Source organism: Hydrogenophaga sp. GW456-12-10-14-TSB4 (genome assembly GCF_059424305.1).
The window spans coordinates 55,459-80,702 of sequence record NZ_JBWKZH010000017.1 but is presented as its reverse complement, the minus strand read 5'-3'; the positions used below and the strand labels follow the sequence as shown (position 1 = coordinate 80,702).

The following is a 25,244-nucleotide window of genomic DNA, read 5'->3' as shown; positions in this document are numbered from 1 at the left end:
GCAGGTGATCTGAAGATGAACAACAGCGAATGGACGGGGATCGTGATCGCGGCCGTGATGGCGGCCGTGGCCTTTGGCATTGCGCGTTTCGCCACGCGCCACTTTGCCCGGCGCCGCGCCAGCAAGGACGCGGCGATCACGCAGGTTACCCAGAGCCGCCAGGTGCGGCGCGCCAACGAACGCAGGAAGAAGTGATCCCCCGCGCCGCAGGCGCGCGGGAGGTTACTTCAGTTCCGCGATCAGCTCGATCTCGACACAGGCGCCCAGGGGCAACTGAGCCACGCCGAAGGCGCTGCGCGCGTGCGCGCCCGTCGCCGCGCCGAACACCTCGCCGATCAGCTCGCTGCAGCCGTTGGTGACCAGGTGCTGCTCGGTGTAGGTGGCGGTCGAGTTCACCAGGCTGAGCACCTTCACGATGCGCTTGACACCATCGAGATCGGTGCCGGCGGCGCGGCAGGCGGCGTCCAGGGTGCCCAGCAGGTCGATGGCCACGGCGCGGGCGGCGGGCTTGGCTTCGTCGGTGGTCATGGTCAGACCCAGCTGGCCGACCCAGGGCTTGCCCTCTTTCTTGGCGATGTGCCCGCTCAGGAAGATCAGCTTGCCGGTCTGCACGAAGGGCACGTACGCCGCGGCGGGCACGGCCACGGGCGGCAGGGAGATGCCGAGTTGGGTCAGCTTGTCGTAAATGCTCATGGAACGCTCCTGAAGAATGAGCGGCCCATTCTATCGACGGGGGTCAGGCGTCTTCGGCGGCCTGAAGCTGTTCGAGTTCATCGGGCGGCGCCACCGTCACGGCCACCGACAGCGTGTGCCGCGCACCGCTCTGGATCACCCCGCGCATGGGCGAGACGTCCGAGAAGTCGCGTCCCATGGCCAGGGTCACGTAATCTTCGCCCGGGCTGCCCCGGCCGCAGCGGTTGTTGGTGGGGTCGAAGTCGAACCAGGCGCCGGGTCCATCGGTGGTCTCCGGAACGGGCACGTACACCGAGACCCAGGCGTGCGAGGCATCGGCACCGATCAGGCGCGGCTTGCCGGGCGGCGGGCGCGTGAGCAGGTAGCCGCTGACGTAGCGCGCGGGCAGGCCGAGCGAGCGCAGGCAGCCCAGCATGATGTGGGCGAAGTCCTGGCACACCCCCTTGCCTTGCGCCAGCGCGTCGAGCGCCGGGGTGCTGACTTCGGTGCTGTGGGTTTCGTACTCGAGCTCGGTGTGGATGCGCTCCATCAGCGCGCGGGCCGCCTCCAGCACTGGCAGGCCGGGCTTGAAGGCCGGGCGGGCGAAGGCGGCGAAGGCGTCGTCGCGCGGCACATGGGGCGAGGCGAACAGGAACTCGCTCGCCGCGTCGAATGGGGCCTGGGCGCGGTAGTGGAAATGCTCGCGCACGCGCTCCCAGTTCATGGCGCGCCAGGGCGGGCCTTCGGGCAGGGGCTCGGGCGCCTGCGTGTCGACCAGGCTGTCGGCCTCCACGGTCAGCATGCTGTGGACGGACTGCAGCGAGAAGAAGGTGCGCTGGTTGCCGAACACGTCGGTGGTCTCGCTGCGCGCGGCCGGCTCCGGATCGATGCGAAGCTCGTGCGAGCGCACGCGCTGCGAGGCCGTGTCCACCGGCCGCAGGTGCACCATGTGCTGTGCCATGTCGATCGCGCCGTGGTAGCGGTAGCGGGTGCGGTGCAGGATGCGCAGGAGCATGTCAGGCTCCGAGCGATTGGTTGCGCTGGTCCGCGTGGCTGAAGTGCAGGCGCGTGATCTCGTCGGAGAGTTCGATCGCCGCGGCCTCGCAGTCGTCGAGCAGCGCGGCCAGGTCGCTCCAGACGCGCTGGCCGTCGGGGCTGCGCTGCCAGTTGCTCAGGTCGGGCAGCACCCAGGTGTCGGGGTTGGGCAGGCCGCGCGCGAGCACGGCGTCCTGCGGCGTCGCGCTGTGCGAGAGCTTGGCCAGGCGCGAGCGCAGCGTCTGCACCACCCAGGCGAGCGAGCGCGGGTTGTCGCGGTCCATCACCAGCAGGTCGATCAGCGCCACCATGTCGCGCCGCTGCTGGTACTGGGCGTGGAAGGTGATGGTGCTGTCGAACAGCGCGACCACGGCCTCGAAGCCGGCCGCGTCGTGCACGCAGCCGTGTTCGAGCGCGAGCGACAGCGCGCGCGCCAGCGTGATCAAGCGCTCGATGTGGCGGCCCATGGAGAGCAGGCGCCAGCCGTCGTCGCGCACCATGCGGTCGGTCTGCGAGCCGGTGATGGCGGCGAGCAGTTCGCTGGCGTTCTGCAGTGTGTTGATGGCTTCGGCGGTGGCGTACTCGGCATCGGTCGACAGGGCGGCGCAGTCGCGCGCGAAACTGGCTTCTGTGCGCTCGATCAGGTTCCAGTGCTCCTGCGACAGGCGCTCGCGCACCTGCGCGGCGGCGGCCTTGAGCGCGCGCAGGTTGAAGCCCACGCTGAAGGACTGTGCGGCCAGCGCGTCGCCGGGCGCGGGCGAGAGCGCGGCGATGAGGCTGCGCGAGAACACGCGCGCCGAGAGCGCGGCGGTCGGCACGTCGGGCAGCACCAGGGCGTTCTCGCGCGCCATGGCGGAGAGCCAGGCCATCAGGGCGCGCGAGCTGGGTTCTTCACCGCCGAGGTGGTTGAGCACGATCTGCGCGAGGCGCACGCTGTTCTCGGCGCGCTCGGTGTAGCGGCCGAGCCAGAAGAGGTTTTCGGCGGCGCGGCTGGTCACGGGCCGCTTCTGCTGGGCCAGCGTGAGTGTGCTCGGGGCGGACTGCAGCAGGCTGGTGTGGTCCACCGGGCCGTCGGTGAGCACCCAGCAGTCGGCGCTGCTGCCGCCGCGCTGCATGGCCGCGATGAGCTGGCCACGCGGCGCCAGCCGCACCATGCCGCCGGGCAGCACGCGCCAGGAATGCGGGCCATCGGCCAGCGCGAACACGCGCAGCATCGCCGAGCGGGGCATCAGCCGCTCGCCGCGCCAGGTCGGCGTCTGCGACAGCGGCAGCCAGGACTGCACGGTGTAGTCGTCGGCATGGCGCGCCATGCGGCCCGACCACTCGTCGAGCTCGCGCTCGCTCAGGCTCTGGCCCATCACGGTGTCCAGGCCGGAGCGCGGGTAGGTGGGCTTGATCACGCTGTCGCGCAGCAGGGGCAGCACCTCGCGCATGGCGGCGTCTTCGCCGCACCACCAGGTGGCAAGCGAGGGCAGGCTCAGTTCTTCGCCCAGCAGGTGGCGGCTGATGGCCGGCAGGAAGCCCAGCAGCGCGCTCGATTCCAGCGGCGCCGAGCCGGGCGCGTTGGCCAGCAGCAGGTTGCCCGCGCGCAGCACCTGCAGCAGACCGGGCACGCCCAGGCGCGAATCGGAGCGCAGTTCCAGCGGGTCCAGCCACTCGTCGTCCAGCCGCTTGATGAGTGCATGCACCGGCTCCAGGCCGCTGAGCGTCTTGAGGAACAGGCGCTGGTCGCGCACGGTGAGGTCGTTGCCCTCCACCAGCGTGAGGCCGAGGTAGCGCGCGAGGTAGGCGTGCTCGAAGTAGGTCTCGTTGTAGGGGCCGGGCGTGAGCAGGGCGATGCGCGCGTTCTCGCCTTCTGGCGCCATGTGCTTGATGCCGTCCATGAGCGCGCGGTAGCTCGCGGCCAGGCGCTGCACCTTCATGCCGGCGAAGGCCTTGGGGAACTGGCGCCCGATGGCGATGCGGTTCTCCAGCAGGTAGCCCAGGCCCGAGGGTGCCTGGGTGCGCTGGCCGACCACCCACCAGCGGCCGTCCGGCCCCTGGGCGAGGTCGAAGCCCACGATGTGCAGCCAGGTGTCGCCCGGCGGGCGAACGCCCTGCATCGAGCGCAGGTAACCCGGGTGGCCTTGCACCAGCGCGGCCGGCAGCAGCGCGCGCTTGAGCAGTTCGCGCTCGCCGTACAGGTCGGCCATCATGGCGTTGAGCAGGCGCGTGCGCTGCAGCACGCCGGTCTCGATCTGGGCCCAGTCCTGCGGGCCGATGAGCTTGGGAAAGAGGTCCAGTGACCAGGGGCGTTCCAGCCCGGTGGAGGCGTCGGCGTAGACGTTGTAGGTCACGCCGTTGTCGCGGATCTGGCGCTCGAGGTTCTCGGCGCGGCGGTTCAGGTCGTTGAAGCCGTCGGCGCCGATGTGCTCGAAAAAGCTGGCCCAGGGCCCGGACAGTGCCGCGGCCTCCGGGTCCCCGCCCGCGCGCAGTTCGTCGCGGTGACCCGCGTCGGCCGGCACGGAAAGAGAGAGCGCCCACTCACCGGGCGTGTCGGGCCGCAGCTGGGCAAAGAGGGATTCGGTGGATTCGGGATTCACGGGCTTAGAGTATGCCCGCTGGGGTGCGGGCGGACCGGGCGGCCGTGAATCGCGGTGTTGCATCCTTCAAACAGGGGTTTTCCGGCGCGGGCAGGCCATGCTCAGGTCCGCAGGTCGAGCGTGAACGGGAACTCGCGGCTGTGCTGGGCCGGGGTGACGTCCATGCGGCCGGGCGTGTGCCCCATCTGGAAGAAGCGCGAGAGCCGGCGGCTCTCCGCCTCGTAGGCGTTGACCGGGAAGGTGTCGTAGTTGCGGCCGCCGGGGTGGGCCACGTGGTACTGGCAGCCGCCCATGGAGCGCTGGAGCCAGGTGTCGACGATGTCGAAGGTCAGCGGCGCGTGCGCGGCGATCGACGGGTGCAGCGCCGACGGCGGGCTCCAGGCCTTGTAGCGCACGCCCGCCACGTACTCGCCCGCGGTGCCGGTGCTCTGCAGGGGCAGGGCGCGGCCGTTGCAGGTGATCACATGGCGGCTGTCGTTGAAGCCGCTCACGCGCACTTCCACGCGTTCGAGCGAGGAGTCCACGTAGCGCACCGTGCCGCCGACCGCGCCTTCCTCGCCCATCACGTGCCAGGGTTCCAGTGCGCTGCGGATGGTCAGTTCGATGCCGCGCGCGGCGACCTCGCCCACCAGCGGGAAGCGGAACTCGAAGTGAGGCTCGAACCACGCCATGTCGAAGGCGTAGCCCGCGTCGGCCATGTCGGTGAGCACGTCCTCGAAGTCCATGCGCACGAAGGTGGGCAGCAGGCAGCGGTCGTGCAACTCGGTGCCCCAGCGCGTGAGCCGGCCCTGCCAGGGCTGTTTCCAGAAGCGCGCGATCATGGCGCGCAGCAGCAATTGCTGCGCGATGCTCATGCGCGCGTGCGGCGGCATCTCGAAGGCGCGCAGCTCCAGCAGGCCCAGGCGGCCGGTGGGGCCGTCGGGCGAGTAGAGCTTGTCGATGCAGAACTCGCTGCGGTGGGTGTTGCCGGTGACGTCGATCAGGATGTTGCGCAGCGTGCGGTCCACCATCCAGGGCGGCATGTCTTCGCCGTAGGTCTGGCGGTTCTGCCCGATCTGCGCGAGCGCGATCTCCAGCTCGTAGAGCTGGTCGTTGCGCGCCTCGTCCACGCGCGGCGCCTGGCTGGTCGGGCCGATGAACAGGCCGCTGAACAGGTAGGACAGCGAGGGGTGGTTGTGCCAGTAGGCCAGCAGGCTGCCGAGCAGCTCGGGCCGGCGCAGGAAGGGCGAGTCCGACGGCGTGGCTCCGCCGAGCACGAAGTGGTTGCCGCCCCCGGTGCCGGTGTGGCGGCCGTCGGTCATGAACTTTTCGGCGCACAGGCGCGTCTGGTGCGCGGCCTCGTAGAGGAACTCTGTGTGCTCGACCAGCTCGCCCCAGTTGTGCGCGGGGTGGATGTTGACCTCGATCACGCCCGGGTCGGGCGTCACCTGCAGCATCTTCAGGCGCGGGTCGCGCGGCGGCGGGTAGCCTTCGAGCACGATGCGCATGCCCAGCTTCTCGGCCGTGGCCTCCACGGCGGCGAGCAGGTCGAGGTAGTCCTCCAGCAGCGCCATGGGCGGCATGAAGATGTAGAGGTGCTGGGTCTTGCCGCCGCCGGCCTTCTCGGCCTTGGGGCCGTTGGAACGGTGCGGGTCGCGCGCTTCCACGCACAGCGCGGTGCGCGTGAGCCAGGCGGCCGATTCGCCGCGCTGCGGAAACTTCGCCGCCAGGGCCTGTGCCGGCGCCGAGCCCGGCGCAGGCTGGCCCGGGCGCAGGCCTTCCACCGTCTCGGCGTCGGGGTCGAAGTCCATGCCTTGCATCGACACCGTGCCGCCTTCGGCGAAACCGCCGCCGACCTGGTGCGGCGACACCTGGTGCTTCACCGCCGCGCCGCGCGGCAACGGGTCGCGCGCGGAGTGCGGGTCTTGCTCGATGTGGTACGGGTAGTCGCCGGCGGAGACCCAGGGCAGCGAGTCCAGCGGCAGGCGGTAACCCATGGGCGAGTCGCCGGGGATCAGGTACATGCGCTCGTCGCGGAAGAACCACGGCCCGGTGGACCACACCGTGCCCGAGATGCGCGGGTAGCCGCTCTTGCCGTTGTTCGAGAGCGTGCCGTTGCGGCCCGAGGCCTGCAGCGGCAGCACGTAGCCCACGGTGGCGTCCAGCCCCTGGCTGAAGACGCGGCGCAGGCGGGCGCGTTCGAGCTCGTCGTCCAGTTTGCTGTCGAACGGGTCCACGTTCACCGGCAGGCGGCGCTCGCGCCAGAGGTAGTACCAGGTGTCCTCGTAGCCCGGCGTGATGTACTGGGTGGACAGGCCGAGCTTGCGCGCCAGCGCCTGCGTGAAGCGGCGCGCGTCGTCGCTGGTGTATTGCGCATCGTCGCGCTCGTCGGCCAGCAGCGCCGGGTTGTGCCAGAGGGTCTCGCCGTCGGCGCGCCAGAACATCGAGAGCGCCCAGCGCGGCAACTGCTCGCCCGGGTACCACTTGCCCTGGCCCATGTGCACGAAGCCGCCCGCGCCGTACTCGGCGCGCAGGCGCCCGAGCAGCTCGGTGGCGTAGCCGCGCTTGGTCGGGCCCAGCGCGTCGGTGTTCCACTCGGCCGCGTCGCGGTCGCTGGTGGCCACGTAGGTCGGCTCGCCGCCCATGGTCAGACGCACGTCGTGCTTCTCCAGATCGGCGTCCACCTGCTCGCCCAGCGCCAGCACGCCGGCCCATTGCTCGTCGGTGTAGGGGAGGGTGACGCGCGGCGATTCGTAGATGCGCGTCACGCTCATGTGGTGGCTGAACTCCACCTCGCATTTGTCCACGCCGCCTTCCACCGGTGCCGCGCTCGAGGGTTGCGGCGTGCAGGCCAGCGGCACGTGGCCTTCGCCCGCGAGCAGGCCCGAGGTCGGGTCCAGGCCGATCCAGCCCGCGCCGGGCAGAAATACCTCGCACCAGGCGTGCAGGTCGGTGAAATCCTTTTCGGGGCCGTTGGGCCCGTCGACCGATTTCACGTCCGACGTGAGCTGGATCAGGTACCCCGAGACGAAGCGCGCGGCCAGGCCCATGTGGCGCAGGATCTGCACCAGCAGCCAGCCGCTGTCGCGGCAGGAGCCGCTCTTGAGTTTGAGCGTGTCTTCCGGCGTCTGCACGCCGGGCTCCATGCGGATCGTGTAGGCGATGTCGTGCTGCAGCCGCTGGTTGATCTCGACCAGGAAGTCGATCGTGCGTCGCTCGCTGCGGTCCACCGCGTCCACATAGGTCTTGAGCAGCGGCGTGAGTGGCGCGGTGGCGAGGTAGGGCGCGAGCTCCTGCTGCTGCGCCTGGTCGTACTTGAAGGGGAAGTTCTCGGCCGAAGGCTCCAGGAAGAAGTCGAACGGGTTGTAGACCGCCATCTCCACCACCAGGTCGATCGTGACCTTGAACTCGGTGGTGGGTTCGGGGAACACCAGGCGCGCCTGGTAGTTGGCGAACGGGTCCTGCTGCCAGTTGATGAAATGCTCGCCGGGCTCGATGCGCTGCGAGTACGAGAGCACCTTGGTGCGGCTGTGCGGCGCGGGCCGCAGCCGGACCACCTGAGGCCCCAGCTTGACCAAGCGGTCGTATCGATAATGGGTGATGTGGCTCAGGGCAACATGAATGGCCATACGAGAGACTTTCCTGGGAGGGGAACAACAATGGGTCCGCAGGCAACCGATCGGCCGTCGCGGCTTGCAGCCATGCTAGCAAGTCTTGCGCCACGGCCACATGACATTTCCCCCAGGCTGTGCGCAGCGGCCTGATCGCGCGCCATGCCGGCTTCGTGGCGCTGGCGGCCTGGGTGCTGGGCGTGGCGCTGCAATTGCAGCAGCCGGCGCTCTGGCCGATGGGGGTATATGGCGCGCTGCTGGGCGCTGGTGTGGCCGGTCTGTGGGCCTTGCGGCGGGCCCGGCGCGTGGCCCCCGCATGGCTTCTGGCCGGTGTGGCAGGGGTGCTCATCGGCGTCGGGCTGACCGGGGCCCGGGCCGTTCATTTCGCCGCCGACGCGCTCGACCCGGCCTTGCAGGGCCTCGACATCGAGGTGACCGGGCGCATCGCGTCGCTGCCGCAGCGGGGTTCGCAGGGCGAGCGCTTCGAGTTCGTGGTGGAGTCGGCCACGCGCGAGGCCCAGGCCGTGCCGCTGTCCCCACGCCTGCAGCTGGCCTGGTACAGCGGCGCGGGCGAAAGCCGCTCCACCGACAGCCCCGGCCTGCGTGCCGGCGACCGCTGGCACTTCACCGTGCGCCTGCGCAGCCCGCACGGCAACGCCAACCCGCACGGCTTCGACCGCGAACGCTGGCTCTGGGAGCAAGGCATCCAGGCCACCGGCTCCGTGCGCAGCGGCCCGCGCGACGCGGCGCCCCAGCGGCTCGGTGCCACGCCGTGGCACCCGCTGGACCGCTTGCGCCAGACCGTGGCCGAGCGCATCGAGGCCCGCGTGCCGGACGACCCGCGCAGCGCGGGGGTGCTGGCCGCCCTGGTGGTGGGCGACCCGTCGGCCATCGTGGCTTTGGGTAAAAGAGTCGTTCGCTAAGAAAGTGAAGAAAATCAACGCTCTTGGTCAAGTCCGACCACCAGCTAGGTAATTAAGTCGTTCGCTTTCGAGAAAGACGTGTTCTGCTGACTAGGTAAAAGAGTCGTTCGCTTTCAAGCCTAGCTTTGAAGAAGAGCACGGCGTTCCTCCGAACTTGGCGAACCGCGGCTTCTGGCAAGACCATCTCGAAGACCGCATTCGGTTCTACAGCACCTGGGGCTTCCTACCCTGGCCAAGACCCCCAGGCCCTCAAAACCATAGCACCGCGTGCTATGCTACGGACGCTCGATACAAGAAGCGTGTATTCAAAACCAAGACATTTGACCGCTGGGCGAAGAAGGTTGCTGCGGACGTACTGCTATGCAAAGCCGCCTTAGAAATCGAACAAGGTATTTTCGAGGCGGATCTCGGTGGCGGGGTGTGCAAGAAGAACATCGCTGTCCCTGGAAAGGTGAAGAGCGGTTCCACCCGACCTCTCGTTGCGAAGAGGCACTAGACGACGGTCCTCTTCATAGCCGGCAGAGAGAAGAGTGACCCAGGTCCTGACTTCTCCGGGAAGGAAGAAGAAGCCGCCAAGTCTACGCCGGGTTGTCGCATGCGGCCACTACCCAAAGGCCTAACCAGATGGCCGCCGATGGCGTCCCCAAGGAGATTTATAATGACCAAGAAGACACCTCAGAGTAGCCGAGTGCTTCGCGAACTGCTGGAGTCGGCAGAAGACCTGAGCGCGTATGGCCTAGTCTCGAAAACGGATATGGCACGCACGAAGGCTCTCTGTGAAGAGCCACCGGAGTATCCACCGGAGCGTGTCGTGTCCATCAGGACCCGGATTGCGAAGATGAGTCAGGCCGTCTTCGCTTCGTTCTTGAACGTGAGCGTATCGACGGTGCAGAAGTGGGAGTCCCATACCGCAGCGAAGCATCCAAGCGGTCCTGCCGCGAAACTGCTTCAGCTCGTGGAGTCCAAAGGTGTTGACGTTCTCATCGTCTGAGCTGTTGCGCTGATTCTGGCGACCACCTGCTCATTGCTCGCCCGATTGTGAGCAAGCCGTTGCCACGTAAACAAAGATCAAAGTCCGAAGCCCTTAAATCTCAGTCCTGTTTAAAAAGGTTTGACTACACAAGAAAGAACGATATTCAAGCTGAAGAACCCATGCAAATCTCTGAAACCTCACATCACTTCGACATCGTCATCCCTGACTCCTTGTACGTCCGGGTGTCGCGTACTAACCCCAGAGCCTACGAAGTGGTTGCAGCCGACGGTGAAGTTGTCGCAGCCGAGGTGCCTGACTTCAATACCGCTCAACTCTTTGCTCGTGCTCCAGACGTAGACTGGATATTGGAGCGAATCCCTACCGACGTAATCAAGGCTTGGGCCTACTAAGCGCCGGGCAAACGGCCTCAGTTGGATGGGGCGGCACTTAGCGAGCTGGGCCCGAGCAATGCTGGCTCCTTGGTCCTAACTCCGAAGCGGAAGCGACGTTCGAGTACACAGGGGCCCGAGGTGGCTTTGACAGCAATTGACAGCGTTCTGTCAATTGACAGTCGGCCGTCAGTCAAGATTTTCCATCTACCGCACCGAGTGGGCGCGCCGGGTGCCGCAGGAGCAAAGTGCTGGGTTAGGGCTGCAACAGTCGTTCGAGGATCGCGATGTGCTCGAAGAGTTCGAAGCCGGGCGGACCTGCGTAGGCCCCCTTCTCCGGATGCCACAGGACGTTCTCGTGATGCAGCACGCCATCAAAGTCCAGGAAAAGGACGAATTCACCGTAGCCGCGAGGGAGCGCGGGTGAAAACCGGGATGACGGCGAAGGCGGAGTCGTGCTGTGCATGTTGAGCCGTTTGAGGAGGGGACTAGCATTCGGGCATAGGAGGCAATATACTGTATTTATGTACAGTATATCGTTGCCCAGTTATCCACCTTGAAAGCCCGCCATGCGCCTCCTTTTTCTCGACTTCGACGGTGTTCTCCACTCCAGCCGCGCTGAGCTCGACGGCAAGTACTTCCGCTGGCTGCCAGCGCTGGAGAAGCTGTTGGTCAACTTCCCCGACGTGAAGATCGTTGTCCACAGTACATGGCGTTACGACCACACCGATGACGAGCTGAGGCAGCTTTTGGGTGGCCTCGGTGAGCGCTTTGTCGGCAGTGCGCCGCGTGGCCCGCGCGAGCAAGTGATTCAAATGGTGCTGCAGGCCAACAAGGGCAAGTTCACCGACTACTTGGTGGTCGATGACTCGCCTCATGAGTTTCCCGAGGGGACGCTCAACACGTTGTTCGTTGACGGCATCCTGGGGCTTGGTTCGGCTATGAATCAAGCTGGACTTGTGACGTGGCTGGTCAACCCTGCTCCACCCAAGGAAGACTGAGATGAACGCATGCACAAGTTTGATCCAGTGTCTCTAGTTGCCAAGTTATGGGAGAGTGGCCGCCCGAGCTGCGGGTGAAAATTTCGTGGGTGCACGCCCTTGCGGTGAACCCATCATTTGCACGATAAGTGCGTGCGTGGCTTCGTGAGGTCGCTGGACCATTCGAGCTGGCGTCAATGGAGAAGTTGCCCGAAGAAGTTGTGCGATGAAGTGATTGGCGTTGTGGCAACATCCGCGCGTGCCCATTCCATGTCGATGTTTCGGAGATACAAAATGAAAGTTTCGCAAGATGCCTTCCGCGGCGAGGTGCCTGAACACCCCGATCTCAGCGCTCTCTTCAAGATAGTTCTTCACGCGGAGCCTGTGGTGATTGCGAATGGCACAGACAAAGGTACTCCCTATGTGGTGGTTGGCGAAGCCGGTGGCGCAATGTTTACATTCACCAAGACGGCCGATGGGTACCTGCTGTCCCGAAACAAGTAAAGCCTTTTTCAAGCGGATTGGTCCGCACCTCGCATAACCTTGGCATGTGTCGTCTTGAATGCCGACTCGCTTGGGCCGCCCACGCAATGTTTCCGATGGCGTTGTCGCTATGGAAACAGTTGACCGGGGTCGTGCAGTGCTTTTCTACTCTATATGTCTCTTACCAGAGCGGATGGCGCGCATTTTTCTCTGCATCATCGCAGCTCGATGCTTGGCGGCAACCCGTGCCACGGCCGGGTATCTCAGACGGTTGTGTCGAAAAGCGCCCCAGAGTCCGACACCTTCCAACTCCTGTTGTAGCGTGAACTTTTCCGGGCTCTTGAGCCGCGCACGGATACGCGCGTCGAGCTCCTTGGCCTTGACGACATCCAGATCGCCAAGAGGTCTGCCACGGAACCCCGTCGAAATGTGGTCGAGGATCGGCGATTCTGGGCGCGGCGTGCTGGCCAACGCGGCTTGAATGATCAGATGCTTGCAAGAGGGAAACGGGAAGCGCGGCGCGCGACAACAGATAGGTGCCCTTGACGTTGACGCTAAGGATTCGCTCGAAGGTCGCTTCGTCGGTTGTCAGAATCGTGCCCAAAGGGCCGATAGCTGCGTTGTTGACGATGCCATTGATGACGCCGAACTTTTTCAGCGTGAAATCAACAACCCTTTGCACGTCCTCGGCCTTTGACACGTCCGCTTCGAGCACGTCAGCCGTGACGCCGGCGTCGCTCAGTTCGTTGAGCACCGACTCCAAGCCCTTTGCAGTGCTGGACACCTGAGCTTGCGCCAGGCCAAAGGCCACGATCTGGTGCCCACGACGAGCCAGGTCCACCACGATGGACTGGCCCAGGCCGAAGGTGCCACCGGAAACAATGATGACGCTCATTGCTTACTCGGCGAAGCTCGCCGGCTCCTTGTCATTGCGACCGAGCAGCGTGTCCCAGTCGGCGCTGTTCATGTAGTCGCGCCAGCGACGGTAGAACTGGCGGGGGTTCTCTTCGCTGACCTGCAGGCTCACGTTGCCAGCCACAGGGCCATCGGTGGTTACCTTGCCCAGCGACTGCTGGTAGTTGTAGGGGTAGCGCTTGGCAATGACACCGCGGCTGCCGGCGGTCGCGTAGTTCCAGTTCTCCATGTCGTCCTGCTCGGTCATGCCGGCAGGGCCCGAATAGCGCATGTAGTACGCACGCAAGAAGTCCTTGACCTCTTGCGGAGCGTCTGCATCCACCAGGAAGAAGCGCCACGCCTCGGTCGACTCTGGCCCGTGCGGATGCCAAACGCAAAGGTTGCGCGGCTGAGTGCCGTGGAACGAGACGTTGGGGTAGATGGTGCCGACGAAGGGAACCAGGCGGTGCCGCTCAGCGCCCAGTCGCGCCTTGCGTTCCTCATGGCAGTGTCGGAAGTACTGCGCCACGGTGGGATTGTTCTTGTACGTGTCCAGGAACTCCCAGGTCTCCGGCATGATGGCGCTGTGCACACCATGGCCCGCGGGGAAGTTGGCCCACACGTGCTTGGCCTTCTCAAGCTCGTTGTCGCGGCGACCCTTTTCACCTGCTTCGGCGCTCGGGCCAATACCAATCAGGTCCACCGAGCGGTGGCTGACGTTGTGATAGGTGTCGCCAAGGAAGTTCTCTGCAGCGAACTTCCAGTTGCACGGAATAATCCACTTGTGCACGCCGAAGAGGACTTCGGAGCCGCCTTCACGGCCATCGCGACAGTCCAGGGCGAGGTCCAGGTGAACCTTGGCGTCACCCAGGTACGTCATGAAGTCAGGGGCATCCTTGTCCCAGGTCGCCCACACGGTGCCCTTGTAGATTTCCATCTTGGGCACTTCGATGAGGGACCACTCCTCCTTCTCCATGCAGCCTTCGTAGAGGCCCTTGAACTGAGGAACGCCGAAGAGCTTGCCGTCGGTGGTGTAGCTCCAGCTGTGGTACGGGCAGGTGAAGAGCTGGGTGTTGCCGTGGTCGTACTGACACACTTTCATGCCGCGGTGACGGCATGAGTTCAGGAAGACATGGACCTTCTTCTTTTTGTCGCGGGCCAGGATGACCGACTCGGCGCCCATGCGGGAGGTGAAGAAGTCGCCGGGATTGGGCACTTGGCTTTCATGGCCGACAAACAGCCAAGAGCGGGTGAAGACCTTCTCCAACTCCTCTTGGAAGATGTCCTTGTCGGAGAAGATTTCGCGGCCGATTTTCCCTTGGCGCAGGTTGATCAGCGCGTTGTAGCGGGATTCAGGGGTGATTGGAATCATGGCTCTCTCGTTTTAAAGAAGTTCAGGTGAAGCGCTCGCACAACACATCGGCGCGTTTGAGACCGGCGGCCTCCGCCGCGCGCCGACCAGCTTCGACCATTGGAGGTGGTCCGCACAGGTAGACGCGCGTGGTGGGGTCGAGCCCCAATTGCGGAATGAGGTCCGTAGCAAAGCCCTGGTGGCAGCCGCTCTGCGCCTCTTGCTCGACAGCGAACTGAAGGTCGACGCTCTTAAGCTCGTCCTTCAGGGCGTTCAACTCATCCATCGCGAAGAGATGCCCGGCCGTGCGTGCACCAATGAGCACTGTGGTGCGATGCTTGGGTGGATGTGCGGCCATGCTGCGCAACATGGACAAGAAGGGAGCGACACCGGTGCCGCCCGCCACGAAGAGCCTGGGCCTCTCTTCGTCGCGCAGAAAGAAGGTGCCGTGGGGAGCACTGAGCTCGACGCGGTCCCCCGCCTTCGCGGTGGCCAGCCACTGCGAGAACGAGCCATCGGGCACCAAGCGGATGAAGAACTGAAGGCGGTCCGTGCCCGGCACGTTGGCCATCGAGTAAGACCGATGGAAGTCCGCACCCTCCGGCTGAATGCGTACATATTGGCCTGGTTCAAACACCATGGCGTCATCGACCTTGACCTCGAGCCGGAAGGTCTCGCTAGCCACTTGCTCAACGCCAGTCACCTCTGCAGCGATGGGGTCGGGTTCTTCAGCCATTGCCTCTGCCGACTCGTAGGGCATTTCAATGGCGCATGCGCTGTTGACACGGCAGACACACGGAAGAACCGTGCCCGAGTCGCGGTCCTCATCAATCACCACTTCGACGATCCAGAGCTCAATTTGGATTCTTTGGCGTCGGCGCACCACACATCATCACGTACCATCTCTCGCGCGTTTGCACGTCGGCAGCAGACGCCGATGGGCTTGGTGTGGCGTGTCAGACTAGAGAACAGCCAACGCGCATTGGCGGAGGGGCAAGCGAAGTCCGTCACTGATGCGGCGTTTGCAAACGGCTTCTCCAGCGTATCGCATTTCAGTCGCGCATTTCGTAGCGCATTCGGTGTCACGCCACACACCGTCATGAGATAGCGAGCATCGACGCGTTGGTCACCGACTGGTGATTTAGGGGAAGCAGCGCGTCTTGTTGCTGTGACGAGCACCCGACACCTACCGGCATGAAGGCTTGCCTTGGGACACACTTTGCACAGGTTGTACGGCGTGTTCGACCAGGTTATTTCAGATAGAGCGGCTCAAAAACGTACGAGACGACGCAAGCGGTTGACGCCTGAATCGTCTCGAGGGTGGCAAGCCGTCGCATTGGGCAGCTTGCCAGAGGTGGCCTTACGCCGACTCTGCGCTGTGGAGTCGTTGGTCGAATGCAAGGCTGCCTTGCGTCTTGGAGAACGTCTTGGCAACGAAAAGCGCTGCCAGGTCGACCAGTGGCTCAACCAAGATCACAGTCATGTATGCGCCACCGAATGAGAGAACTGAAACGAGGTTCTCGGCGGTGAAGCCCTGGCCGTAGATGGCCCAGAAAGCTACCCACACCACGATGCCTGCTTGGTACGTGCTCGAGAGGGCCAGTGCTTGGCGGTACGTCACGTCGACGTAAGGAGTCGCGGGACGGATGATGCGGCGTGCAAGTGCAGAAATGGCAAAGAGCGGAACGAGGAGGGTAGTCATGTTCATCCCGTACTGCGGCAGATCAAACGGTGCGAAGGTCAGGCCTTGAATCAGTAGGCCGAAAGCCAAGCCAAACGCTGCTGGAGCAACCCCAAACAGCAGAAAGAGCGTTGATCCGAGGATGAAGTGAACTTCAGAAACGCCCACCGGATGATGAGGCAGGACCTCAAAGAAACTGAAGACCAACAGCGTGGTAATCAGGGTCCTGGTGATAAGCGAAACGGCGCCTTGCGCGCGAAACGTGTCCCACGCCAACTTGAGTGCGTAGGCAGAAGCGCCAGCAGCAGTGGTGTAGCTCAGCCAGAGTTTGCTCGCGTCGACCAATCCAGGTTCGATATGCATGGTTTTCTCCAAAAGATTGAATGTGCTTGAGAGTGTTCAGACCAGGGCCGCGACGACCTTGACCGGGGAGCGCTGTGGCTCGTGCTTGTGCTTGTCGTCTACTGTGGGCGGGCAAATCGCGTGAGCCAAGAGGATGGGATGTCCATGCGGCGTATTCAGATAGGCCTGCTCCCACTCCTTCGCACGTTCGGTCACGTCACCCTGATTGACCAGGTGAAGGGATGCGACCATCTTCTCCAGTGCCGCAACCCATTGGCGGTAGTAGGTGTCGTTGACACTCTCGCCTTGGAGGGCCGGGGAGGCCTCGATTTCTGCGGTGAACGCTTCAGCCCAGTCCTTCCACTGGAAGAGACCGGCTTTATGCATGTTGACTACCAAGGCAAATGCGTGAGCTTGCCAGGGCTTGTCAAAGACAGGCCCATCGCTTTGCTGCCATGGAGCACCGGGGAGGGAGGTCTCGTGGGTGTTCATGACTGCACTGCCTCAAGGTATTCGTCCCAAAGGTCGATTCGGACCGTGTCCTTGGGCGAGGCAGACGGGCCCCAAAGCTCGGTCGCAGCGAAGCTCACGCTGTACACATGTTGAGGACGTTGTCCTTGCCCGTGGGCCGATGCGTCGGGAGTGATGAAGACACCGTGATCGATCGCGATCGTGCCAACACGGCCGCGGGCATACCGCGGCAGCCGGGTATGCCCGATCGGATTCGTTGTGAGAGCGCGAACCTTGTCGCCCACCTTGAACGATGGCTTCACGTCTTCTTCTACACGGTATTCAACACCGTTTGCTAGCACCCACGCCACGATGTCCTTTGTCAGGACAGGAGTTGCCTTGGTTCCTTGAGAGGCCTTGCCGCTCTCCAGTTCCTCCTTGGTGATAACCCCTTTTTCAACCAGGAGCATCTCGAAGGAGTGGATCCAGTGCTCGTAGTACGTCCCGCGGAGATAGTCCATTGGCGGCATGCGTTCGATGCTGTGACGGAATTCATCAGCGTTGTAGTGGCCGTTCGCAGATAGCGCCACACACATCGACATTGCCGTGCGCTCCCAGTCATAGTAGAAGACTGGCTCCTTGGGGTCTCGGTACACGGCTCCGAATCCATGCGAGCCGCCAAGGTCGTGAATCCCGTTCATTGCTGCTCCTTACTTGGTTGACGTGGGTTGCATTGGCATGCCGATGCCAATCATTGAATCGCGTGTGACGAGCTCCGCCAACTGCTCTTCAGTCAAGTCTTGCGAGCCCACCGGGCGCTCAGGCAGGACCATGTAGCGCAGTTCTGCTGTGGTGTCCCAGACGCGAATCTCCTTGTCGGCAGGAACATCCAAGCCGAACTCGGCGAGAAGCCCACGCGGGTCGATGACCATGCGGGAGCGGTAAGGCGCTGCCTTGTACCAGACTGGCGGCAGCCCAAGTGTTGGCCAGGGGTAGCACGAGCACAGCGTGCAGACAAAGACGTTGTGAACGGAGGCGGTGTTCTCGACAACCACTATGTCTTCACCCTGTGCGCCTGAAAAGCCCAGCTCTGCAATGGCCTTTGTCGCGTCCTCGAGTAGCCGCTTTTTGTAGTCTGCGTCCACCCAGGCCTTTGCAACCACCTTGGCTCCGTTGCGGGGACCGACCTTGTTTTCGTAGGTGTCGACAACGGCCTCCATCGCGGCCTGGTCAATCAGCCCCTTCTCAACCAAGAGCGACTCAAGGGCTTTCACGCGCAGCTCCATTCCCTCTGGCGGAGCCTGGTAGCCGTCGTGGTGGTGATCGTCGTAGTGGGAATGGCTCACGTGTGTTCTCCTCGGTTGCAGAGTTGTGCGTTAGATGTTGGGGTGGTGTGTGTGCCAGTCAGTTGCCTGCTGGTAGGCCCATCCAGCGCGCACGAGATTGGCTTCGCCAAAATGCGGGGCGATGAATTGGAAGCTCACCGGCATCCCTCCATGAGTAAAGCCGCCAGGGAGCGTTATGGTGGGGTGGCCGCTCATGTCGAATGCGGATGTGTAGCGCAGAGGGTCAAGGCTCAATTTCTCGTCTTCGGCGAGCTGCAGCGTGCGCGCATTGGTCACCGCAGCCTCGGGCGTGACAGGAGCCAGAATCAAATCGACATCCCGGAAGATGGAGTCGATCTGTCCTCGTAGCTCGATGCGTCTTAGTTGCAACTTTTGATAGTCAAACGCACTCGTGCTTCTACCTAGCTCGATCAGACCGGCCAATGTCGGACCGTATTCCTCTTGTCGGGACGGGTAGGTGTTTTCATGGAAGACAGCCGTTTCGACTGCGCAGAGTGGAATCCAATCTGTCGCTCCGACGTTTCCTTCGGGGAACTTGATGTCCGCCAGCGTGCCTCCCAGTCGCGGGATCAAGTCGAGAACATGATTGAGCACTCTACTCGTGTCAAGATCGACTGCATCAAGCGCCCAAGACAAGTCAATGCCAAGCCATTCGCATCATCGACGAGTTTGCTACGCAGCACGAAGTCGAAAAGCACTATGGCTTACTGAAGTACACCCCACGCAATTGGGCCTCCAGCAAGTTGTCTGCCCTAGGGATCAACGTGTGGGTCCGCCGGGCGATGTCTAAACGGGTGACTCTGAAGAGCGCCGCGGAGCTGGTGCCACCGTGAGCGAGTCGACCTCCGCCGAGACAGGACCGGACGCTTTGGGGCACCCCAAACTTGTCAATCTCACATCTAGTCCGACGCCTTCTCCGGCCCCCCTTGAGACGAATTTCAGCGTCAGACGAGTAAACAGGCAACGCCTTCAGGTTGTCCCTCTGAGTCAAACGTGACGTCTTCCGTGGACCAGCGGGCCACAAGAAATTCCATTAACTTATGTGGTGAAGAACGTGCGTTCCCGCACGATCACTATTGGCCAATAAGGGGGCCGCCTGAGGAAGAACGCTATGGCGAGCAGAGACTTTCACTATCAAGGTATGTTGGAGATTGGACGGCAGATCCAATCTCGCGAGTTGTCCTCCGTGGAGGTGACGCAAGCACTATTGGCTCGAATCGAAGCCCTTGATTCCAAGCTGAAGAGCTATGTCACCTGATGAGCATTTCCGGGTTGCACGTGACGCTGTTTGCCTGGCTGGCCACGGCGCTGGTGGGCGCGCTCTGGCGGCGCCTGGCGCTGCGGTGGCCCGGGGCCTTGCTGGCGCTGCCCACGCCCTGGGCGGCGGGCCTGGGTGGCGTGGCGTTCGCCACCGCCTATGCGCTGTTCGCCGGTTGGGGCGTGCCCGCGCAGCGCACCGTGCTCATGCTGGCGGTGGTGGTCGGGCTGCGCCTGTCGGTGCGGCGGTGGCCTTGGCCGGCGGTCTGGCTGCTGGCCATGGCGGTGGTGCTGTTGCTCGACCCCTGGGCCCTGATGCAGGCCGGTTTCTGGCTCAGCTTCGTGGCGGTGGGCATCCTGTTCGCCACCGACCCGGGACGGCGCTCGCCTGCGGCGGGACCGTCCTGGGCGCAGCGGGGTGCGAGGGCTTTCATGGCCTTGTTGCGCGAGCAGGGCGTGGTGACGGTGGCGCTCGCGCCGCTCACCCTGCTGCTGTTCGGCCAGTTCTCGGTGGTGGGGCTGGTGTCCAACCTCGCCGCCATTCCCTGGGTGACCCTGGTGGTCACGCCGCTGGCCTTGCTCGGGGTCTTCGCGCCGCCCCTGTGGGACGCCGCCGCCTGGGCGGTGCAAGGCCTGTCCCTGGCCTTGCAGTGGTTGGCCCAGTGGCCGGGCGCGGCCCTGTTCCGCCCCGTCGCGCCCGGGCCGCTGGCGCTCGCGGCGGTGCTGGGCGGCGTGCTGCTGGTGCTGCGCCTGCCCTGGCCGGTGCGGTTCTCGGGGCTGTTGCTGCTGTGGCCGGCCTTGCTCTACACGCCGCCGCGCCCGGCACCGGGCCAGTTTGAATTGATCGCGCTGGACGTGGGGCAGGGCAGCGCCGTGCTGCTGCGCACCGCCGGCCACAGCCTGCTCTACGACACTGGCCCGCGCTACGGGCCGCAGCCCGACGCCGCCGACGCGGGCGACCGCGTGGTGCTGCCGCTGCTGCGGGCGCTGGGCGAGCGGCTCGACGCGGTGGTGGTCAGCCACAGCGACAGCGACCATTCGGGCGGCGCGGCCTCGGTGCAGGCCGCACAACCCCAGGCGCGCTGGCTGTCGTCCTACGATGCCGACCCGGCGCGCCGCTGCGTGGCGGGCCAGCGCTGGCGGTGGGAGGGGGTGGACTTCGAGGTGCTGCACCCGCAGCCGGACGACTACGACGAAGCCGGGCATGGGCGGCTCTCCAGCAACGCCATGTCCTGCGTGCTGCTCGTGTCCAGCGGTGCGCACAGCGCCTGGCTGGGCGGCGACATCGACGCCGCCAACGAAGTGCGCCTGGCGATGGCGCGGCCCGAGCTGCGCGCCACCGTCATGCTTGCGCCCCACCACGGCAGCCAGACCTCCAGCAGCCCGGTGCTGCTCAACACCCTGCGCCCGGGCCGGGTGCTGGTGCAGTCGGGTTATCGCAACCGCTTCAACCACCCCGCGCCGGTGGTGCTGGAGCGCTATGCCCAGCGCGGCATACCTTGGGTGAACTCGCCCGCCTGTGGGGCCGCGACCTGGCTCAGCACGGAGCCGGATAGCGTGACCTGCGAGCGCGATGTGCACCGCCGGTATTGGCACCATGGACGTTGAAACCAGTGGCATGCTCGAAAACCCTGGCCCGGTCCTTGCTATGCTGTCTTCAGGAGAAAAAGCCCATGAGCAGACCGATGTTTGACGAAATGAACGCCTCGCCCAGCGAGGTCCGGGCCCACTATCAGAACTACGCGCGCTGGCTGGCGCAGCAGCCGGAAGACGTGATGGCGGCCCGGCGCGAAGAGGCTGAAATGATCTTCCGGCGTGTCGGCATCACCTTCGCGGTGTATGGCGCCAAGGACGAGGACGGCTCCGGCACCGAGCGCCTCATCCCCTTCGACCTCATCCCGCGCATCATTCCCGCCCACGAATGGCGCAGCATGGAAGAGGGCCTGGTGCAGCGCGTGACCGCGCTCAACCGCTTCATCCACGACGTCTACCACGGCCAGGAAATCATCAAGGCCGGCATCGTGCCAGCCGACCAGATCTTCCAGAACGCGCAGTTCCGCCCCGAGATGATGGGCGTGGACGTGCCGCACCAGATCTACTCGCACATCTCGGGCATCGACATCGTGCGCGCACCCAACGCCGAGGGTGTGGGCGAGTACTACGTGCTGGAGGACAACCTGCGCGTGCCCAGCGGCGTGAGCTACATGCTCGAAGACCGCAAGATGATGATGCGGCTGTTCCCCGAACTCTTCGGCGAGAACCGCGTGGCCCCGGTCGCGCACTACCCCGACCTGCTGCTGGAGACCCTGCGCGCGAGCAGCCCGGCCACCACGGCCGAACCCACGGTGGTGGTGCTCACGCCAGGCATGTACAACAGCGCGTACTTCGAGCACGCCTTCCTCGCCCAGCAGATGGGCATCGAGCTGGTCGAGGGGCAGGACCTCTTCGTCAAGGACAACTTCGTCTACATGCGCACGACGCGCGGCCCCAAGCGGGTGGACGTAATCTACCGCCGCGTCGACGACGACTTCCTCGACCCCTCGGTGTTCCGCCCCACCTCCACGCTGGGCTGCGAAGGCCTTCTCGGCGTGTACCGCAGCGGCAACGTGGCCATCTGCAACGCCGTGGGCACCGGCGTGGCGGACGACAAGTCCATCTACCCCTACGTGCCCAAGATGATCGAGTTCTACCTCGGGCAGAAACCCATCCTGAACAACGTGCCGACCTTCATGGGGCGTGAGCCCGAGGACCTCAAGTACATCATGGCGAACATGAAGGACCTGGTGGTCAAGGAAGTGCATGGCGCGGGTGGCTACGGCATGCTGGTCGGGCCGGCCTCCACCCAGGCCGAGATCGAGGACTTCCGCAAGGCCGTGGCGGCCAACCCGGGCGGCTACATCGCGCAGCCCACGCTCTCGCTCTCCACCTGCCCCACCTATGTGCAAAGCGGCGTGGCGCCGCGCCACATCGACCTGCGCCCCTTCGTGCTCAGCGGCAAGGAAGTGCAGATGGTGCCCGGCGGGTTGACCCGCGTGGCGCTCAAGGAAGGTTCATTGGTCGTCAACTCGTCGCAAGGCGGCGGGACGAAGGACACCTGGATTCTTGAAGACTGAGGGACACACCATGCTTTCGCGCACCGCCGACCACCTCTTCTGGATGTCCCGCTACACCGAGCGCGCGGAGAACACCGCCCGCATGCTGGACGTGAACTACCAGACCTCGCTGCTGCCGCAGTCCGCCGCCGTGGCGCAAGTGGGCTGGGAAGGGCTGCTCACGATTAGCGAGCTCATGTACGCCTACACGCAGAAGTACGGCAAGGAGATCACACCGCGCAACGTGCTCGACTTCATGGTGCGTGATGAAACCAACCCGTCGAGCATCTACTCCTGCCTGCGGGCGGCGCGCGAGAACGCGCGGGCCGTGCGCGGCGCGCTGACCACCGAGTTCTGGGAAACGCAGAACCAGACCTGGCTCGAACTCAACCGCATGCTCAAGAGCAAGAACTTCGAGCGCGACCCGGGTGAGTTCTTCGAGTGGGTCAAGTTCCGTTCGCACCTCTCGCGCGGCGTGGCCATCGGCACCATGCTGCAGGACGAGGCCTTCCACTTCTACCGCATGGGCACTTTCCTGGAGCGCGCGGACAACACCGCCCGCCTGCTGGACGTGAAGTTCCACGCCGTGCACAGCGACTTCTTCGGTGCCGCCAGCGAGCTCGATCAGGAATACGACTTCTACCACTGGAGCGCGATCCTGCGCAGCGTGAGCGGCTTCGAGGTCTACCGCAAGGTCTACCGCGACGTGATCACGCCCGAGCGCGTGGCCGAGCTGCTGATCCTGCGCGCCGACATGCCGCGCAGCCTGGCCGCCAGCCTGAACGAAGTGGTCAACAACCTCAGCGTGGTGTCCAACGACCACAGCGGTGAAACCCTGCGGCGCGCCGGCAAGCTCAAGGCCGATCTGCAGTACGCGCGCATCGACGAGATCCTCTCCACCGGGCTTCACGCCTTCCTTACGCAGTTCCTTGACCGCGTGAACGAGCTCGGCGGGCGCATCAGCCAGGACTTTTTGGTGCCTTCGCACTGAGAGGTTCCGCTCTTCGGGGAACAGCTTCATCGACACCGCGCGATGAAGGTTGCGGCCCATAGGCGCATGCTGCCATGCCTGGCAGCAGCGCCGCCCATTCCTCCTCTTCATGACCACCATTCAGCGATTTGTGCTGAAGGCGTCGAGTTGCAAGCAGGTGTTGCGGAACCATTTCGCTTGCGCCTTCACTCATTACGCTTCGTGGCCGATGGCTGAACATCGGCTGGTCATTTGGATTCAATTTATTTCACCATGAACAGTATTGGTTTTTCCTCTGGGTTGAATATTGAAATTTGGAATGTTGAAGATGATTCAAATGGCAGTGGCGTGCGGACGGTGAAGAAAGTTGAATCTGATGTTGAAGAATATCTTGTGTCGAAAAATATTCTTCAACCGAATGCCTTTGATGAGGTTCATAGAAGGTCTGCGGTGGACCAATCATTGGCGATTCGTCGGCATCCGGAAAATGTTGCCGGAGATCAACGTGAATTTTTTCAACAGTTGAGAAGCAATTGTTGGACCAATGGTATTCAAAAAGCTTGCGGGAGTTTTTTAAGAGGGCATGGCCCCGTTGAATATTGTGCAGTTTTTGCTCATTTGCTTAAAAAGAAGCTGGTGCCTGAGTCACGGGTTCTTGAGATTTTGCAAATGGAGATTCTTGAAGAAGAATTTGAGGGCGGTGGAGGAGGGAGCCTCTACAGCATATTGGCAAGCCCGTGTATCAAAAAAGACATGAAAGCGATATCCAGGCTTTTTGATCAGTTGAGCGATAAGTCCATCATGAGCCTGTTTTGCAATGATGGATCATCTGCTGACTCGGTGTTGGCAAATTTGGTGAAATACGGTGATGCAGAGGGTGTGAAAGATTTTTCTCAATTGATGCGGTATGTTGGACCGCGCATCGGCGGCCAGATGGTTGAAGAGATGCTGTTGAATGACAAGGACGCTTTAGGGGCCTCATTGGCTTGCGGAGAAAGTTCGATGGTTCAGGCTTTGGGTGGGGTGTACTCGATTCTGAGTACCCCAAAAGGGCTTGCAGCCGTGCTGGTAACTCCCCGTGGAATTTCAACTGCGATCGAGCGTGGGTACGTCGATGCATTGAAGACCTATTGTGCAACCGTGCAATCGATCCATCCCATGCTGGGTAAGAAGGAAAAGGCGCTGATTCTGAAGGCCATGCGCAATGCGGAATTGCGGGGCATTATTTTTCATGCCCAAAGCCCGGAATTCGTGAAGTTGTGCAAGGAAAATCCGGATTTCTACGGCGTATTCAAGAGCACAAAAAACATCTTGAAAACCTAAGCGTGAAGACCTGCGGTGCCCCGCTTAACAGGGCTCAATTCCTGTGAGCCAGCGTCTGCACCATCTGCTCGAACAGCGCGTCCACGGCAGGCAGGTGGCGCGAAGCCTGGCTGCGGTACAGCGCCACATCCATGAAATCCAGGGCCGGCAGGCCCTGTTTTTCGCCGAGGATGGCCAGGTGCGCCGGCGCGCTGCAGCGCGTGAGCACGGCCACCGCCAGACCGCTTTCCACCGCCGCGAGCTGGCCCGCGAGGCTGGAGCTGTGGTAGACCACGCGGTAGGCGCGGCGCTGTGCGTGCAGGGCGGCGATCACCGAGCGCCGAGCCAGGCTGGTGGCTTCGTACACCGCGATCGGCAACGGGTCGCGCCGCCACACCTCGAACTGCGGTGCGCCCACCCACACCAGCGGCTCCTGGAACAGCAGGGTGCCGCGCGTGGCCTTGTCGCGCGAGATCAGCGCGAGGTCGATCTCCCCACGCTGCACCTTGGGAATGAGCGAGGTGGACTGCTCGCAGTCCAGCTCGATCTCCACGCCCGCGTGCCGCGCGGCGTAGCTGCGCAGCACCGGTGACAGGTAGCTGACCGCGTAGTCGTCGGGCACGCCCAGCCTCACACGGCCGCTGAGCACCGGGCCGTGCAGGGCCTCCAGTGTTTCGGCGTGCAAGGCGAGCATGCGCCGCGCGTAACCGAGCAGCTCGGTGCCGGTGGCCGTGAGTTCGAGGTGGCGCGGCCCGCGCAGCAGCACGGCGCGGCCCACCGCGTCTTCCAGCTTGCGGATCTGCATGCTCACCGCCGGCTGCGAGCGGTGCACCAGCGGTGCGGCGGCCGAGAGCGAGCCGCCGTCCACCACCGCCACGAAGGCGCGCAGCCAGTCCAGTTGCAGGTCGGTGTGGGTCATGGGTGCTCCATTA

General features: G+C 63.9%; 26 protein-coding genes. 12 read left to right on the top strand and 14 right to left on the bottom strand.

Annotated elements, in window-relative coordinates; genetic code table 11:
- Positions 1 to 15: 15 nt before the first annotated feature.
- A complete protein-coding gene (locus AC07ZS_RS11045) occupies positions 16 to 195 on the top strand; it encodes a hypothetical protein (protein WP_494798646.1) in 180 nt (59 codons plus the stop codon).
- 27 nt (positions 196 to 222) lie between these two features.
- On the opposite strand, the gene AC07ZS_RS11040 is transcribed toward AC07ZS_RS11045, so the two are convergent.
- The 4 genes from AC07ZS_RS11040 to AC07ZS_RS11025 are packed head-to-tail and all read right to left on the bottom strand — an operon-like array spanning position 223 to position 7,897.
- Positions 223 to 693: a RidA family protein gene (locus AC07ZS_RS11040; protein WP_494798645.1), complete on the bottom strand. Its 471-nt coding sequence runs from the start codon at positions 691 to 693 to the stop codon at positions 223 to 225.
- Between the two features lie 43 nt (positions 694 to 736).
- Positions 737 to 1,687, bottom strand: a complete 951-nt coding sequence (locus AC07ZS_RS11035) for a transglutaminase family protein (RefSeq protein ID WP_494798644.1) — start codon at positions 1,685 to 1,687, stop codon at positions 737 to 739.
- A 1-nt stretch (position 1,688) separates the two neighbouring features.
- Positions 1,689 to 4,352, bottom strand: coding sequence for a circularly permuted type 2 ATP-grasp protein (locus AC07ZS_RS11030; RefSeq protein WP_494798643.1), 2,664 nt, complete (start codon positions 4,350 to 4,352; stop codon positions 1,689 to 1,691).
- Positions 4,353 to 4,390: 38 nt separating this feature from the next.
- Positions 4,391 to 7,897 carry a transglutaminase family protein gene (locus AC07ZS_RS11025; protein WP_494798642.1) on the bottom strand — a complete coding sequence of 1,169 codons (3,507 nt, stop codon included), beginning with the start codon at positions 7,895 to 7,897 and terminating at the stop codon, positions 4,391 to 4,393.
- A 119-nt stretch (positions 7,898 to 8,016) separates the two neighbouring features.
- On the opposite strand from AC07ZS_RS11025, the gene AC07ZS_RS11020 reads away from it, so the two are divergent.
- The 4 genes from AC07ZS_RS11020 to AC07ZS_RS11005 all read left to right on the top strand — a co-directional run bounded on the left by AC07ZS_RS11020 (position 8,017) and on the right by AC07ZS_RS11005 (position 10,185).
- The gene (locus AC07ZS_RS11020; protein WP_494798641.1) at positions 8,017 to 8,802 is read left to right on the top strand and encodes a ComEC/Rec2 family competence protein; all 786 of its coding nucleotides are present in this window, start codon (positions 8,017 to 8,019) and stop codon (positions 8,800 to 8,802) included.
- A 154-nt stretch (positions 8,803 to 8,956) separates the two neighbouring features.
- Positions 8,957 to 9,298, top strand: coding sequence for a type II toxin-antitoxin system RelE/ParE family toxin (locus AC07ZS_RS11015; protein WP_494798640.1), 342 nt, complete (start codon positions 8,957 to 8,959; stop codon positions 9,296 to 9,298).
- Positions 9,299 to 9,460: 162 nt separating this feature from the next.
- Positions 9,461 to 9,793: a helix-turn-helix domain-containing protein gene (locus tag AC07ZS_RS11010; RefSeq protein ID WP_494798639.1), complete on the top strand. Its 333-nt coding sequence runs from the start codon at positions 9,461 to 9,463 to the stop codon at positions 9,791 to 9,793.
- A 161-nt stretch (positions 9,794 to 9,954) separates the two neighbouring features.
- Entirely contained in the window at positions 9,955 to 10,185 is a 231-nt protein-coding gene (locus AC07ZS_RS11005) for a hypothetical protein (protein WP_494798638.1), read from the top strand.
- Between the two features lie 235 nt (positions 10,186 to 10,420).
- Here AC07ZS_RS11005 and AC07ZS_RS11000 read toward each other — a convergent pair whose 3' ends face one another.
- Complete coding sequence (locus AC07ZS_RS11000) at positions 10,421 to 10,630, bottom strand: HAD domain-containing protein (protein WP_494798637.1); 210 nt, start codon at positions 10,628 to 10,630, stop codon at positions 10,421 to 10,423.
- A 103-nt stretch (positions 10,631 to 10,733) separates the two neighbouring features.
- Between AC07ZS_RS11000 and AC07ZS_RS10995 the strand changes: the two genes are divergently transcribed.
- Both AC07ZS_RS10995 and AC07ZS_RS10990 read left to right on the top strand, forming a co-directional pair.
- On the top strand, positions 10,734 to 11,165 hold the full coding sequence (locus AC07ZS_RS10995) for an HAD domain-containing protein (RefSeq protein ID WP_494798636.1): 432 nt from the start codon (positions 10,734 to 10,736) through the stop codon (positions 11,163 to 11,165).
- A gap of 273 nt (positions 11,166 to 11,438) precedes the next feature.
- Positions 11,439 to 11,648, top strand: coding sequence for a hypothetical protein (locus AC07ZS_RS10990; RefSeq protein ID WP_494798635.1), 210 nt, complete (start codon positions 11,439 to 11,441; stop codon positions 11,646 to 11,648).
- A gap of 160 nt (positions 11,649 to 11,808) precedes the next feature.
- Here AC07ZS_RS10990 and AC07ZS_RS10985 read toward each other — a convergent pair whose 3' ends face one another.
- The 3 genes from AC07ZS_RS10985 to AC07ZS_RS10975 are packed head-to-tail and all read right to left on the bottom strand — an operon-like array spanning position 11,809 to position 14,755.
- Positions 11,809 to 12,522: an SDR family NAD(P)-dependent oxidoreductase gene (locus tag AC07ZS_RS10985; RefSeq protein WP_494798634.1), complete on the bottom strand. Its 714-nt coding sequence runs from the start codon at positions 12,520 to 12,522 to the stop codon at positions 11,809 to 11,811.
- A 3-nt stretch (positions 12,523 to 12,525) separates the two neighbouring features.
- On the bottom strand, positions 12,526 to 13,893 hold the full coding sequence (locus AC07ZS_RS10980; protein WP_494798633.1) for an aromatic ring-hydroxylating oxygenase subunit alpha: 1,368 nt from the start codon (positions 13,891 to 13,893) through the stop codon (positions 12,526 to 12,528).
- Between the two features lie 22 nt (positions 13,894 to 13,915).
- Positions 13,916 to 14,755 carry an FAD-binding oxidoreductase gene (locus tag AC07ZS_RS10975; protein WP_494798632.1) on the bottom strand — a complete coding sequence of 280 codons (840 nt, stop codon included), beginning with the start codon at positions 14,753 to 14,755 and terminating at the stop codon, positions 13,916 to 13,918.
- On the opposite strand from AC07ZS_RS10975, the gene AC07ZS_RS10970 reads away from it, so the two are divergent.
- Positions 14,732 to 14,980, top strand: a complete 249-nt coding sequence (locus tag AC07ZS_RS10970) for a helix-turn-helix transcriptional regulator (protein WP_494798631.1) — start codon at positions 14,732 to 14,734, stop codon at positions 14,978 to 14,980. The two genes, AC07ZS_RS10975 and AC07ZS_RS10970, sit on opposite strands and share 24 nt — an antisense overlap.
- 252 nt (positions 14,981 to 15,232) lie before the next feature.
- On the opposite strand, the gene AC07ZS_RS10965 is transcribed toward AC07ZS_RS10970, so the two are convergent.
- The 5 genes from AC07ZS_RS10965 to AC07ZS_RS10945 all read right to left on the bottom strand — a co-directional run bounded on the left by AC07ZS_RS10965 (position 15,233) and on the right by AC07ZS_RS10945 (position 18,264).
- Positions 15,233 to 15,916 (bottom strand): energy-coupling factor ABC transporter permease, encoded by a 684-nt coding sequence (locus AC07ZS_RS10965; RefSeq protein WP_494798630.1) that lies wholly within the window; start codon positions 15,914 to 15,916, stop codon positions 15,233 to 15,235.
- Between the two features lie 36 nt (positions 15,917 to 15,952).
- Positions 15,953 to 16,387, bottom strand: a complete 435-nt coding sequence (locus AC07ZS_RS10960) for a nitrile hydratase accessory protein (RefSeq protein WP_494798629.1) — start codon at positions 16,385 to 16,387, stop codon at positions 15,953 to 15,955.
- Positions 16,384 to 17,046, bottom strand: a complete 663-nt coding sequence (gene nthB, locus AC07ZS_RS10955) for a nitrile hydratase subunit beta (RefSeq protein WP_494798628.1) — start codon at positions 17,044 to 17,046, stop codon at positions 16,384 to 16,386. Before nthB ends, AC07ZS_RS10960 begins: the two co-directional genes overlap by 4 nt.
- Before the next feature lie 9 nt (positions 17,047 to 17,055).
- Positions 17,056 to 17,631, bottom strand: a complete 576-nt coding sequence (nthA, locus tag AC07ZS_RS10950) for a nitrile hydratase subunit alpha (RefSeq protein WP_494798652.1) — start codon at positions 17,629 to 17,631, stop codon at positions 17,056 to 17,058.
- A 90-nt stretch (positions 17,632 to 17,721) separates the two neighbouring features.
- On the bottom strand, positions 17,722 to 18,264 hold the full coding sequence (locus AC07ZS_RS10945; RefSeq protein ID WP_494798627.1) for an amidase family protein: 543 nt from the start codon (positions 18,262 to 18,264) through the stop codon (positions 17,722 to 17,724).
- A gap of 684 nt (positions 18,265 to 18,948) precedes the next feature.
- On the opposite strand from AC07ZS_RS10945, the gene AC07ZS_RS10940 reads away from it, so the two are divergent.
- The 4 genes from AC07ZS_RS10940 to AC07ZS_RS10925 all read left to right on the top strand — a co-directional run bounded on the left by AC07ZS_RS10940 (position 18,949) and on the right by AC07ZS_RS10925 (position 24,333).
- Positions 18,949 to 20,556, top strand: a complete 1,608-nt coding sequence (locus AC07ZS_RS10940) for a DNA internalization-related competence protein ComEC/Rec2 (RefSeq protein WP_494798626.1) — start codon at positions 18,949 to 18,951, stop codon at positions 20,554 to 20,556.
- Between the two features lie 65 nt (positions 20,557 to 20,621).
- Entirely contained in the window at positions 20,622 to 22,061 is a 1,440-nt protein-coding gene (locus tag AC07ZS_RS10935) for a circularly permuted type 2 ATP-grasp protein (protein ID WP_494798625.1), read from the top strand.
- A 10-nt stretch (positions 22,062 to 22,071) separates the two neighbouring features.
- Positions 22,072 to 23,031 carry an alpha-E domain-containing protein gene (locus tag AC07ZS_RS10930; RefSeq protein ID WP_494798624.1) on the top strand — a complete coding sequence of 320 codons (960 nt, stop codon included), beginning with the start codon at positions 22,072 to 22,074 and terminating at the stop codon, positions 23,029 to 23,031.
- A 252-nt stretch (positions 23,032 to 23,283) separates the two neighbouring features.
- Positions 23,284 to 24,333: a hypothetical protein gene (locus AC07ZS_RS10925; protein WP_494798623.1), complete on the top strand. Its 1,050-nt coding sequence runs from the start codon at positions 23,284 to 23,286 to the stop codon at positions 24,331 to 24,333.
- A 34-nt stretch (positions 24,334 to 24,367) separates the two neighbouring features.
- Here the strand turns inward: AC07ZS_RS10925 and AC07ZS_RS10920 are convergent, their stop codons facing one another.
- Entirely contained in the window at positions 24,368 to 25,231 is an 864-nt protein-coding gene (locus AC07ZS_RS10920) for a LysR family transcriptional regulator (RefSeq protein WP_494798622.1), read from the bottom strand.
- Positions 25,232 to 25,244 lie beyond the last annotated feature (13 nt).

What these genes read in the sequence shown, in the direction of transcription:
- AC07ZS_RS10925 (WP_494798623.1), top strand. Translation starts at nt 23,284, where the DNA reads ATGAACAGTATTGGTTTTTCCTCTGGGTTGAATATTGAAATTTGGAAT.
- AC07ZS_RS11005 (WP_494798638.1), top strand. Translation starts at nt 9,955, where the DNA reads ATGCAAATCTCTGAAACCTCACATCACTTCGACATCGTCATCCCTGAC.
- AC07ZS_RS11045 (WP_494798646.1), top strand. Translation starts at nt 16, where the DNA reads ATGAACAACAGCGAATGGACGGGGATCGTGATCGCGGCCGTGATGGCG.
- AC07ZS_RS10940 (WP_494798626.1), top strand. Translation starts at nt 18,949, where the DNA reads ATGAGCATTTCCGGGTTGCACGTGACGCTGTTTGCCTGGCTGGCCACG.
- AC07ZS_RS11025 (WP_494798642.1), bottom strand. Translation starts at nt 7,897, where the DNA reads ATGGCCATTCATGTTGCCCTGAGCCACATCACCCATTATCGATACGAC.
- AC07ZS_RS11030 (WP_494798643.1), bottom strand. Translation starts at nt 4,352, where the DNA reads ATGCAACACCGCGATTCACGGCCGCCCGGTCCGCCCGCACCCCAGCGG.
- AC07ZS_RS11040 (WP_494798645.1), bottom strand. Translation starts at nt 693, where the DNA reads ATGAGCATTTACGACAAGCTGACCCAACTCGGCATCTCCCTGCCGCCC.
- AC07ZS_RS10990 (WP_494798635.1), top strand. Translation starts at nt 11,439, where the DNA reads ATGAAAGTTTCGCAAGATGCCTTCCGCGGCGAGGTGCCTGAACACCCC.
- AC07ZS_RS10960 (WP_494798629.1), bottom strand. Translation starts at nt 16,387, where the DNA reads ATGAACACCCACGAGACCTCCCTCCCCGGTGCTCCATGGCAGCAAAGC.
- AC07ZS_RS10965 (WP_494798630.1), bottom strand. Translation starts at nt 15,916, where the DNA reads ATGCATATCGAACCTGGATTGGTCGACGCGAGCAAACTCTGGCTGAGC.
- AC07ZS_RS10980 (WP_494798633.1), bottom strand. Translation starts at nt 13,893, where the DNA reads ATGATTCCAATCACCCCTGAATCCCGCTACAACGCGCTGATCAACCTG.
- nthA (WP_494798652.1), bottom strand. Translation starts at nt 17,631, where the DNA reads ATGGAGCTGCGCGTGAAAGCCCTTGAGTCGCTCTTGGTTGAGAAGGGG.
- AC07ZS_RS10995 (WP_494798636.1), top strand. Translation starts at nt 10,734, where the DNA reads ATGCGCCTCCTTTTTCTCGACTTCGACGGTGTTCTCCACTCCAGCCGC.
- AC07ZS_RS11010 (WP_494798639.1), top strand. Translation starts at nt 9,461, where the DNA reads ATGACCAAGAAGACACCTCAGAGTAGCCGAGTGCTTCGCGAACTGCTG.
- AC07ZS_RS11000 (WP_494798637.1), bottom strand. Translation starts at nt 10,630, where the DNA reads ATGCACAGCACGACTCCGCCTTCGCCGTCATCCCGGTTTTCACCCGCG.
- AC07ZS_RS10935 (WP_494798625.1), top strand. Translation starts at nt 20,622, where the DNA reads ATGAGCAGACCGATGTTTGACGAAATGAACGCCTCGCCCAGCGAGGTC.
- AC07ZS_RS11035 (WP_494798644.1), bottom strand. Translation starts at nt 1,687, where the DNA reads ATGCTCCTGCGCATCCTGCACCGCACCCGCTACCGCTACCACGGCGCG.
- AC07ZS_RS10920 (WP_494798622.1), bottom strand. Translation starts at nt 25,231, where the DNA reads ATGACCCACACCGACCTGCAACTGGACTGGCTGCGCGCCTTCGTGGCG.
- AC07ZS_RS10985 (WP_494798634.1), bottom strand. Translation starts at nt 12,522, where the DNA reads ATGAGCGTCATCATTGTTTCCGGTGGCACCTTCGGCCTGGGCCAGTCC.
- nthB (WP_494798628.1), bottom strand. Translation starts at nt 17,046, where the DNA reads ATGAACGGGATTCACGACCTTGGCGGCTCGCATGGATTCGGAGCCGTG.
- AC07ZS_RS10930 (WP_494798624.1), top strand. Translation starts at nt 22,072, where the DNA reads ATGCTTTCGCGCACCGCCGACCACCTCTTCTGGATGTCCCGCTACACC.